This is a genomic window from Candidatus Baltobacteraceae bacterium (assembly GCA_035502855.1).
Lineage (GTDB): Bacteria > Vulcanimicrobiota > Vulcanimicrobiia > Vulcanimicrobiales > Vulcanimicrobiaceae > Aquilonibacter.
In genome coordinates, this window is the sequence record DATJTX010000025.1 from 112,671 (window position 1) to 123,241 (window position 10,571).

11 protein-coding genes are annotated in these 10,571 nt (G+C 63.9%); 10 read left to right on the forward strand and 1 reads right to left on the reverse strand.

From position 1 onward, the window contains the following. Nucleotides 1-36 precede the first annotated feature (36 nt). Nucleotides 37-1,176: an acyltransferase gene (locus VMF11_10740; protein ID HTU70781.1), complete on the reverse strand. Its 1,140-nt coding sequence runs from the start codon at nt 1,174-1,176 to the stop codon at nt 37-39. A 293-nt stretch (nt 1,177-1,469) separates the two neighbouring features. Here VMF11_10740 and VMF11_10745 point away from each other — a divergent pair, with 293 nt between their 5' ends. From VMF11_10745 to VMF11_10790, 10 genes are all read left to right on the forward strand, one after another. Then, nucleotides 1,470-2,147 carry a hypothetical protein gene (locus tag VMF11_10745; protein ID HTU70782.1) on the forward strand — a complete coding sequence of 226 codons (678 nt, stop codon included), beginning with the start codon at nt 1,470-1,472 and terminating at the stop codon, nt 2,145-2,147. A 26-nt stretch (nt 2,148-2,173) separates the two neighbouring features. Continuing rightward, the gene (locus tag VMF11_10750) at nt 2,174-2,563 is read left to right on the forward strand and encodes a GntR family transcriptional regulator (GenBank protein ID HTU70783.1); all 390 of its coding nucleotides are present in this window, start codon (nt 2,174-2,176) and stop codon (nt 2,561-2,563) included. A gap of 216 nt (nt 2,564-2,779) precedes the next feature. Continuing rightward, the gene (aroF, locus tag VMF11_10755; protein ID HTU70784.1) at nt 2,780-4,582 is read left to right on the forward strand and encodes a 3-deoxy-7-phosphoheptulonate synthase; all 1,803 of its coding nucleotides are present in this window, start codon (nt 2,780-2,782) and stop codon (nt 4,580-4,582) included. Then, a complete protein-coding gene (gene aroH / locus VMF11_10760; protein ID HTU70785.1) occupies nt 4,579-4,977 on the forward strand; it encodes a chorismate mutase in 399 nt (132 codons plus the stop codon). Before aroF ends, aroH begins: the two co-directional genes overlap by 4 nt. A 4-nt stretch (nt 4,978-4,981) precedes the next feature. Continuing rightward, on the forward strand, nt 4,982-5,746 hold the full coding sequence (locus VMF11_10765; GenBank protein ID HTU70786.1) for a prephenate dehydrogenase/arogenate dehydrogenase family protein: 765 nt from the start codon (nt 4,982-4,984) through the stop codon (nt 5,744-5,746). Next, a complete protein-coding gene (locus VMF11_10770; GenBank protein ID HTU70787.1) occupies nt 5,724-6,515 on the forward strand; it encodes a prephenate dehydratase domain-containing protein in 792 nt (263 codons plus the stop codon). The genes VMF11_10765 and VMF11_10770 overlap by 23 nt, the downstream gene beginning before the upstream one ends. Before the next feature lie 108 nt (nt 6,516-6,623). Next, nucleotides 6,624-7,064 (forward strand): 30S ribosomal protein S12, encoded by a 441-nt coding sequence (rpsL, locus tag VMF11_10775; GenBank protein ID HTU70788.1) that lies wholly within the window; start codon nt 6,624-6,626, stop codon nt 7,062-7,064. A gap of 3 nt (nt 7,065-7,067) precedes the next feature. Beyond that, entirely contained in the window at nt 7,068-7,538 is a 471-nt protein-coding gene (rpsG, locus tag VMF11_10780) for a 30S ribosomal protein S7 (GenBank protein ID HTU70789.1), read from the forward strand. 21 nt (nt 7,539-7,559) lie between these two features. Further along, nucleotides 7,560-9,689 (forward strand): elongation factor G, encoded by a 2,130-nt coding sequence (fusA, locus tag VMF11_10785; protein HTU70790.1) that lies wholly within the window; start codon nt 7,560-7,562, stop codon nt 9,687-9,689. Between the two features lie 46 nt (nt 9,690-9,735). Continuing rightward, nucleotides 9,736-10,571: elongation factor Tu (locus VMF11_10790; protein ID HTU70791.1), on the forward strand; the 836-nt coding region annotated here is incomplete at its 3' end.

Genomic DNA, 10,571 nt, shown 5'->3' on the forward strand with positions numbered 1-10,571 from the left:
AGGAGGCTATCACCGCGTTGCCCGGATTGCTCCACGTCACGGTGAGTGCCCGCCGGCAGCCGGGACGAGACGCGGCTGCGGCAAGCGCAAGAGGGGCCGTTCGACCAGATAGGTCACGAGCGCTGCTTCCGCGATCGTGACGATGAAGGCCAGGATCGTGTAATGCACCTGCCAGGAAAGGCTGGCGTGCGGATCACCCGAGTAGGGCGGTATGTGGTGGATGACGAGCTCGCGTGCGAGCATCTGGTGATAGAGATAGAGATTATACGAGATGATGGCGAGAAAGCGCAGCGGCGGGTTGGCGAGCGGCAGCTGCCAAAATTTCGGCGCGCACAGCGAACCGACTGCCACCGCCGCAAAGGCCAGCCCGTAGAGCGGGCGCGTATAGATCTGGAGCGCGACCTCCCATTGCGGCGCATTCCGATGATCGTACATATTGATGAGCAGCGCGCAGAACAACCAGGCGCCGGCGACCGCAAGAAGGAGCATGGCGAGCGAGAGCCGAGATTGGCGCCAGCGATGACCGTAACGCGCGAAGATCCACGCCGAGAGCATGCCGCACGCGAAGATGTCGAGGTATCCGGGCAGATTTTCGATCAGGAGCGGCATTTGGTTGTTGAAGCAGCAGTGCGCCGCATGCACGCGCCAGAGTTCAGCGAGCGCGATCATCGCGATTGCGGTCACAAAAGGAAGTCGCGAAAAGCAGAACCAGATCAACGGAAAGATGAGATAGAACTCGACCTCGACGGCGAGCGTCCAGAGCACGCCGTTGATCGATCCGTAGGTCGACTGCCACCAGGTGTGGATGAAGAGCAAGTGGGTCAGGATCTCTTGCCACGGCGCGGCGCCGAAGCGCGAGAGCGCGGCATAACCGATTGCGTAAGCGATCGCGATCGAGAGCACGTATGAGGGGACGATCTTGATGAAGCGGCGCCAGGCGAAATGCCCCCACGTCGGCGCGCGTTCGCCGGCGAATTGCGCGCGCACGAACGGATACGTGATGACGAATCCGCTCAAATAGAAGAAGAGATGCACGCCGATGAAGCCGGTTTCGGGGATCCACTGCAGCCAGCGCGCCGGCGCGGGCAGCCACGAGAGCTCCCAAATGTGGTACCACAGCACCAGCAGCACGGCGATGCCGCGCATCCCGTCAAGGACGCCAAGCCGATCCTTCACGCGGCCTTCTTGAGCGCACCGACCACGTTGTCATCCCGAGCTCCTCGACTCGCCGCGCCCGTTCAAGACGGGGTCCGTGAAGCGTCTTCGACGGATCGCGCCGGTAGGTTTGTTCTATGGGGTTGACACAAAGTTGGGGTTTGTATTAGCGTGTAGATACAATGCACGATGCGGTGGTTTTGGGGGCATCCTACGAACGACCATTTGCGGTCATCGTTGCCCTGTTGTCTTGTGCCTTCGCATGTGCTCGGCCGTCACTGTTCGGAAACGAGAAAGTCTGGCTGGACGCGGCCGTGACCCGCGCGCCGGCTGACGTGCGGATACGGCTCGACGCGGCCATTCGGCGGCGGCAGCAGCAAGAGCGCTTCGACCGGCAGGCCGGCTATGCCGTTTCCTTGATCGGGCTCGTCGTCGCGGCTTGCGGATTCTTCGTCTTGATCTCGTTGCCTGTGCTCGGCGCGTTGTTTTCGGCGCTGCTCTCCGGTGGGCTAGCCTATCAACTGCTGCGCGTCGAACGCGTGCGCCCGGGAGCGCGCATCGCAAATCTACGGCGCCGCGACATCCGGCGGATCATCCCGTTGTGGTATCTGAGCCTTCCGGTCATTGGGTGGTGCTGCAGCGCCTATTTCGCCTGGGCGTCGGGCGAGTGGATCGCGATGGCGATTTCTCTCGGTGCAAGCGCGCTTGCGATCGCATTGTGCTTTGTTGCAGCCTCGGCACCTGCGTTGCTCGGCAGCGACGATCCGTCGGCAGACGAAGCCGTCGACGCTGCGCTGCGGACGTTGCGCGTAGGCTCGCTGCTGTTCATCGCGGCGACCGGAACCTTCATCCTCGCCTCACTGATCTTTATGCCGGATTACGTCGCGACCGCTGTGCGACTGGTATGTGCCGGTTCCTACTTCGCTATGGCGCTGGGTATGCAGCGACTGAAGAAGAGCATCCCGGCGAGCATTGCCGCAATGATGGCGTAAGAGAGAATGGAAGCGGATGATTCCTCGTGCTTGAGAACGAGCCGCTGATCGCGGTCGATCCGCAGATCGAGACGCCGCCGTATCAACAGATCTTCGAGCAAATTCGGGCGGCAATCGAACGCGGCGCGCTCGTACCCGATGCGCCGCTTCCGACGGTGCGGCAACTCGCCGGCGACCTCGGTGTGGCTCCCAATACCGTTGCGCGCGCGTATGGCGATCTCGCAAATGCGGGATGGCTCGTCAGCGAAGGCCGCCGCGGTACGCGCGTCGCGAGCAAGACGCCGGCGGCGGATCGCCGCGCGCGCTCGAATGCGCTGGCGCAGGCGACGTCGCGGTTCGTGGATTCACTGCGCCATCGCGGCTACAGCCCGACGGAGATCGCCGCCGAGCTGCGCAAAGTCCTCGAACGGGGTTGACAGCCCCCGCCGGGATGTGATTGCATAGCCGCAACGTGACTCGGAACGGTTTTAGCTTTGCGTACTGGTATTACTACTTCGGCCTGACCGGTCGAAGGGGATTCGCGCACGCATAAAACCAGCCGGCTCGTCGCCGGAGAACACACGTAAGATGCATGAACGAGTCCCCGCCGAAGTGGGGACTCGTTCCTTTTATGAACCAGGGGTAACCAGGCAATGACAGCGGTCTATCAGGGCGTCGACGGAGCCTACTCGCAGCTCGTACTCGGGCACTTTTTGCGCGAGCACGGCATCGAGATGCCGACGGCCGGACTTCCGACTTTTCGCGAGATGGCAACGGCAGTCGCCGGCGCGCGGGCCGAGGTCGGCGTCATGCCGATCGAAAACGCGATCGTCGGGACGGTACGCGAGGGCTACGATTTGCTGGCCGAGTTCGATCTCGCGCCGGTCGCCGAGATCCAGTGGCGCACCGATCACCGGTTGCTCGGTGTGCGCGGCGCGCAGCTGCGCGACGTCCGTGAAGTGCTCGCGCATCCGCTCGTGCTCGCCGAGTGCGGCGCGTTCTTGGCCGGGCTCGATCACGCGCGCGCGATCCCGTGTGAAGATACCGGAGTCGCGGCGCGCGAAGTCGCGCGCGGCGGCAACCCTGCGATCGCCGCGCTCGCCTCTCCCGCCGCGGCGTCGATCTACGATTTGGTCGAGCTGGCGACTCACTGCAGCGACGATCCGCGCACGTATTCACGCTTTTTGATCGTACGCCCACGCCACGCCGCAGCGTCGAATCCGGTGGTCGGACTCGGCAAGAGTTCGCGGCGCAAGACCTCGCTGATCTTTTCGGTGGAAGAGCGAACCGGCTCGCTGGCCGGTGCGCTCGCGATTCTCGCCGAGCGGAACATCAACGGCGATAAGCTTGAGTCGAAGCCGTACCTCGGTCACGGCACCGAGCGCGTGTTCTACGTCGATTTCGACGGCGATCTCGATGACACCAACGTCGCCGACGCGCTGGCTGCGTTGAAGAAAGCGACCCACACGCTGACGGTCATCGGTAGTTACGATGCGCACGTGGGCGAGCCGATCGGACGCAACGACGATCCGCCCAAAGCGCTGGTCGAACTCGTGCGCGAGATCGCGCCGCAACCGGCGCCGATCGGTGACTCGCCGACGCCGCGCGCGTCGCGCGCCGCCAATCCGCCGGGTACGATGCTGCAGATCGGCGGCGTGCGCGTCGGCGACGGCGAGTTCACCATCGTGGCCGGTCCGTGTTCGGTCGAGTCGCGCGAGCAGATTCTCTCGACCGCGCATGCGGTGAGCGCGCGCGGTGCGGTGATGTTGCGCGGGGGCGCGTTCAAACCGCGCACGAGCCCGTACGCGTTTCAGGGCCTGGGTTGGGAAGGCGTTTCGCTCTTGGCCGAGGCTGGACGCGCAACCGCGTTACCGACGGTGAGCGAGGTGATGACGATCGATCAGGTCGATCGCATGGCAGCGCAGATCGACGTCCTGCAAATCGGCGCGCGCAACATGCAGAATTTCGACTTGCTCAAGGCGGTCGGACGATGCGGTCGCCCGGTGTTGCTCAAGCGCGGACTCGCGGCCACCGTCGACGAACTGCTGGCCGCCGCCGAGTACATTCTTTCCGAAGGCAATCCCAACGTGATCCTGTGCGAGCGCGGCATTCGAACCTACGAACAGGCAACGCGCAACACGCTCGACCTCTCCGCCGTGCCGGTGCTGCGCGAGCGCTCGCATTTGCCGGTCTTCGTCGATCCCAGTCACGGTGTCGGTGTGCGCCGCTGGGTGCGCCCGCTCTGCCGTGCGGCCAAGGCCGTCGGCGCGCATGGGTTGCTGATCGAAGTCCATCCGAATCCGCCCGAAGCCAAGAGCGATAAGGACCAGGCGCTCACGTTCGACGATTTTGGCACGATCATGCACGATCTCGCCGGGATCGGTATCTGGTCGGGAGCCCCGGCATCGCTGGGGGGCGCGCAGGCGGAAGCCGGAGCGCCTACAAGGCCTCGATGAGCGAAGCTCATTCGGGCGGCCTGCGGGTGCGCGGGATTCGCGGCGCGATCACGGTCGAGCGTGACGACGCCGACGCGATCGTCGCGGCCACCAAACGCTTGTTGACCGAAATGATCGAGCGCAACGCGGTGACGCTCGACGACATCGCGTCGGTCCTCTTCAGTTTGACTCCGGACCTTCACGCGGTCTTTCCGGCGCTGGGCGCGCGCGAAATGGGCTGGGTGCACGTGCCGATGCTGCACTTCACCGAGATCGCCGTACCCGGTTCGCTCGACCGCTGCATCCGCGTGCTGATGCACGTCAACACGTCGCGCTCGCTCGAGGCCATGGAACACGTGTATCTCGACGGTGCGGCGGTGCTGCGTCCGGATCTCGCTCGCACGAGTACGCCGTAGCCGTATGTCCCGCTTGGGCATCATCGGAACCGGATTGATCGGCGCGTCGGTCGGCCTCGCGGCGCGTTCGCGCGAATGGGAAGTGTTCGGGTACGATTCGACCGCCGAAGGCCTGCGCGGAGCGCTCGGTTGCGGCGCGATCGACTCCGCCGTCGAGCAGCCCTCCGCGATCTACGCGACGTGCGACGTCATCGTGATCGCTGCGCACCTCAACGCGACGCTCGCCGAAGTTGCGGCGCTGCGCTCGCGGCCGCTGCGCGACGATCAGCTCGTCATCGACGTTGCCTCCGTCAAGGAACCGGTTGCGCGCGCGGGCGCCGGCGTCGGTGCCTTCGTACCGACGCATCCCATGGCAGGCGGCGAACAACGCGGTCCGGCCGCTGCGCGCAGCGATTTGTTTCGCGGCCGAACTTGGTGCTACGTGCCGACCGCTGACGAACGGCGCACCGCTGCGGCGCGTGTCTTCGTCGCGAAGCTTGGGGCGGAGCCGGTCGCCGTCGATGCCGCGCAGCACGACCGGATCGTCGCGCTGACCTCGCACGTCCCGCAACTGGTCGCGTTCGCGTTCGCGCAGTGCGTCAACGAGCGAGCCGTGCAGGCTCCCGAACTCGTCGAGGCGCTCTGCGGCCCGGTCGCGCGGGAGCTTCTTCGCTTGGGACGTTCCTCGCAGCCGATGTGGGATGAAATCTTCGCCGCCAACGCCGGTGCCGTGCGCGCCGAGCTGGCGCATCTCGAAGAGGTGATCGATGATCGTCGGATACCAGGGTGAGTCCGGCGCCTTCAGCGAGGAGGCGATCCCGGAACTCTTCGGTGCGGTCGACACGCGCGGATACCCCACCTTCGATGCCCTCATCGAGGCGGTTGACGGCGGCGAGATTCCATACGGGCTGTTGCCGTGCGAGAACAGCATCCACGGCCCGATCGCGCGCGCCTACGATCTGCTCGATGCCTACCCTGCGGTGAACGTGGTGGATGAAACCGTTCACCGCGTCGTACAGGCGCTGATCGGGACCGCACAGGCTCGGGTCGAGCAGATCCGGCGGGTCGAGTCGCATCCGGTCGCGCTCGAACAATGCCGGCGCTTTCTTGCCTCGCTCCGCGACGTCGAGGTCGCGCCGGTCGCGGACACCGCAGGCGCGGTTCGCGACGTCGTGCGCGCCGGCGATCCCGCCCGGGCGGCGATCGGGCCGGCGGCCAGCGCCGCACGCTACGGCGGGCAGATTCTGGCCCACGCGATCCAGGACGAAGTCGAGAATTACACCCGGTTCTTCGTGGTGGCGCGAGGCGGCGAGCCGCGGCGGCGTCTTGGGCGAGCGGTCCTCGGGTTTCGGCTCGCGCATCGGCCCGGCAGCCTGCATGCGGCGCTCGGGATCTTCGCCGAACGCGAACTGAATCTGCGAGCACTGGTGGCGCGGCCGTTTCCGGGCCGGCCGTTCGAGTACGTTTTCTATGCGGAACTCGACTGCCCCGAGCCGGCGCTGGCCCAAGCGATTTTGACGGAAATCGGCGGCCGAACCCGCCTGCTCGGGTGGTATTAGCGAGTCGTTACCGATCATTTGACGGGTCCCATCCTCCCTGCTATACTGCCGTAGTTCAGGCCCACCGGGAGGTGCGGCCCACTTTGTGTGTGTTGCTAGGAGACGTTGTTGCCTACCATAAACCAGCTGGTCCGCACGGGCCGGGCGAAGACGGAAAAGAAGGTGAAGACCCGCGCGTTCCGCGTCATTCTGACCGGACCCAAGCCGGGCCATCCCGATCTGCCCACCCGCCAGTTCGAGGTCAAGGGCAATCCGCAGCGTCGCGGGGTGTGCACCCAAGTCAAGACCGTGACCCCCAAGAAGCCGAACTCCGCGCTGCGTAAGGTAGCGCGCGTGCGCCTGACCAACGGTGAAGAGGTTACCGCGTACATTCCGGGCATCGGCCACAACCTCCAGGAACACTCGGTCGTGCTGGTGCGCGGCGGCCGTGTCAAGGATTTGCCGGGCGTGCGCTACCACATCATTCGGGGTACGCTCGATACGGCAGGTACGGCCAACCGTAAGCAAGGCCGCTCCAAATACGGCGCCAAGCGCGAGAAGAAGAAGTAACAAATGCCACGTAAAGGACCCGCACCCAAGCGGCAGATTCTGCCCGATCCGCGATTCAACTCGAAGATTCTCGCGCGCTTCATCAATAAGGTGATGCTCAGCGGGAAGAAGTCGACGGCCGAGCAGGTGACCTACGGTGCGCTCGATCTCATCGCCGAGCGGACCGGTCGCGACCCGTACGAGATCTTCCAGCAGGCGCTCTCGAACGCGATGCCGCTTGTCGAGGTGCGCCCTCGCCGCGTCGGCGGCGCAACCTACCAGGTGCCGATGGAAGTCCGTCCGGATCGCCGCCAGGCGATGGCCATGCGTTGGCTGATCGGCTTTGCGCGCGCGCGCGGGGGCCGTTCGTTCGAGGAGAAGCTGGCGGGCGAACTGCTCGACGCCTCCAACAACACCGGCGCAACCATCAAGAAGCGCGAAGACACTCACAAGATGGCCGAGGCCAACAAAGCCTTCGCCCACTACCGTTGGTAACTTTTCAGATCATTTAAGACAGTGGCAACCAAAGAATCCCCGCTCAAAGAAGCGGCAACCAGAGAGTATCAGCTCGAGCGGACTCGCAACATCGGGATCGCGGCGCACATCGACGCCGGCAAGACGACCTGCACCGAGCGCATCCTGTTCTATACCGGGCGGGTGCACAAGATCGGCGAGGTGCACGACGGCGCAGCGACGATGGACTGGATGGTCCAGGAGCAAGAGCGCGGCATCACGATCACCTCGGCCGCGACCGCCTGCACCTGGCGCGAGAACCGTATCAACATCATTGATACGCCTGGGCACGTGGACTTCACGGTCGAGGTCGAGCGCTCGCTGCGCGTCCTCGACGGCTTGGTCGCGCTCTTCGACTCGGTGGCGGCGGTTCAGCCGCAGTCCGAGACCGTCTGGCGCCAGGCGAACAAGTACAAAGTGCCGCGGATCATCTTCGTCAACAAGATGGATCGGATGGGCGCCGACTTCTTCAACGTGGTCGCGAAGATTCGCGAACGGTTGGGTGCGCGCGCTGTCCCGATCCAAGTGCCGATCGGGGCGGAAGATCAGTTCCTGGGCATCGTCGATCTTTTCACGATGCACAAGGTCGTCTACACCGACGACCTCGGCTCGACGATGGCCGACCAGCCGCTGACCGATGCCGATGGTGAGTTGAAGGCGACCGCGCAGAAGTGGCGTCAAGAGCTCGTCGAAGCGATCGCCGAGCAAGACGACGAGCTGCTCGCGATGTTCTTCGAGGGCAAAGAGCTGCCCGTGGATCGGATGAAGAGCGCGCTGCGCAAGGCGACGATCGTGGGTTCGGTGCTGCCGATGCTCTGCGGCTCGGCGTTCAAGAACAAGGGTGTCCAGCCACTGCTCGACGCCGTGGTCGATTATTTGCCTTCGCCGCTCGACGCGAAGCCGATCGTCGGCGTTGATCCGAAGAGCGGGAACGATGTGACGCGCAAGCCGGACGACAACGAGCCGTTCGCGGCGCTCGCGTTCAAGATCGCGACCGATCCGTACGGCAACCTGACGTATTTCCGCGTCTATTCGGGCACGCTCGAAAAAGGCTCCTACGTCTATAATTCGCGTTCGGGCAAGAAGGAACGCATCGGCCGCATTTTGCGGATGCATGCGAATCATCGCGAGGACATCGACGCGATCGGCGCGGGCGACATCGCGGCCGCGGTCGGCCTTTCCGACACGCGCACCGGCGATACGCTCTGTGACGAAAAGCACCCGATCATCCTCGAATCGATCACCTTCCCGGAACCGGTGATCTTCCAGGCGATCGAGCCGAAGTCGAAAGCCGATCAGGATCAGCTCGGCAAGGGTCTGGCGCGCCTCGCGCAAGAGGATCCGACGTTCCGCATGCGCACCGACGAAGAGACGCAGCAGACGATCATCGGCGGGATGGGCGAACTCCATCTCGAGATCATCGTCGATCGTCTGCGCCGCGAGTTCAAAGTGGAAGCAAACGTCGGTAAGCCGCAGGTCGCCTACAAAGAAGCCATCACCAAGACGGTTGAGAAGGAAGGCAAATTCGTCCGGCAGTCGGGTGGCAAGGGTCAGTACGGCGACGTGTGGCTGCGCGTCGAGCCGCTCGAACCCGGATCGGGCTTCCAATTCGAGTGGAAGATCGTGGGCGGCGCGGTTCCGAAAGAATACTCGAAGGCCGTGCAGCAGGGCATCCAGGAGGCTTCGCAGAGCGGTGTGCTCGCCGGCTTCCCGGTGCTCGACTTCAAGGCAACGGCGTTCGACGGTTCGTACCACGACGTGGACTCGTCGGAGATGGCTTTCAAGATCGCAGCTTCGATGGGCTTCAAGGAAGCCAATCGCGCGGCCGGCCCGATTTTGCTCGAGCCGATCATGAAAGTCGAAGTCACCACACCCAAGGACTACTTGGGCGCGATCAACGGCGACCTCAACCGCCGCCGCGGCATGATCCAGGCGACGGAAGAAGCTCCGGGCGGTGCGCAGATCATTACCGCGCACGTTCCGCTCTCGGAAATGTTCGGGTACGCGACCGACATGCGTTCAATGACGCAAGGCCGGGCGACGTACACGATGGAGTTCTCTCATTACGAGAAGGCTCCGAAGTCGGTCGAAGAGGAAATCATTGCCAAATCCGGCCGGAAGAAAGACCAATAAAAACAACTCATCGACGGAATAGAGAACGAGGAAAGACGAAATAATTATGGCTAAGGCGAAATTTGAGCGCAACAAGCCGCACGTGAACATCGGTACCACCGGTCACGTCGACCACGGTAAGACCACGTTGACGGCGGCAATCACGCATTGCCTCGCGACCGAGGGTCTTGCGGCCGCGCGTAACGTCGATGAGATCGATAACGCGCCTGAAGAAAAAGAACGCGGCATTACGATTGCGATCTCGCACCAAGAGTACGAGACCAAGAAGCGTCACTACGCGCACGTCGACTGCCCCGGACACGCCGACTACATCAAGAATATGATCACCGGCGCGGCGCAGATGGACGGCGCGATCCTCGTCGTCGCCGCGACCGACGGCCCGATGCCGCAAACGCGCGAGCACATTCTGCTCATGCGCCAAGTCGGCGTGCCGAAGATCGTGGTCTTCTTGAACAAGGTCGACTTGGTGGACGACGAAGAGCTGCTCGAGCTAGTCGAGATGGAAATTCGCGAGCTGCTCACGCAGTACGAGTTCCCGGGCGACGAGACCCCGATTATCCGCGGCTCGGCGCTCAAGGCGCTCAACTCGAGCGGTAAGAAGGGCGATCCGGATGCGGATCCGATCTTCAAGCTGATGGATACGGTAGATGAATACATCCCCGATCCGGTGCGCGAAGTCGACAAGCCGTTCTTGATGCCGATCGAAGACGTGTTCACGATCACCGGGCGCGGCACGGTCGGCACGGGACGCGTCGAGCGCGGCCAGGTCAAAGTCGGTGAGGAAATCGAGATCGTCGGCCTGCAGGAAGAGACGCGCAAGTCGGTCGTGACCGGCATCGAAATGTTCCGCAAACTGCTCGACGTGGGCATCGCCGGCGACAA

Coding starts and splice junctions, on each gene's coding strand:
- aroH (HTU70785.1), top strand. CDS start 4,579: ATGAGCGAAGCTCATTCGGGCGGCCTGCGGGTGCGCGGGATTCGCGGC.
- aroF (HTU70784.1), top strand. CDS start 2,780: ATGACAGCGGTCTATCAGGGCGTCGACGGAGCCTACTCGCAGCTCGTA.
- rpsG (HTU70789.1), top strand. CDS start 7,068: ATGCCACGTAAAGGACCCGCACCCAAGCGGCAGATTCTGCCCGATCCG.
- VMF11_10770 (HTU70787.1), top strand. CDS start 5,724: ATGATCGTCGGATACCAGGGTGAGTCCGGCGCCTTCAGCGAGGAGGCG.
- VMF11_10765 (HTU70786.1), top strand. CDS start 4,982: ATGTCCCGCTTGGGCATCATCGGAACCGGATTGATCGGCGCGTCGGTC.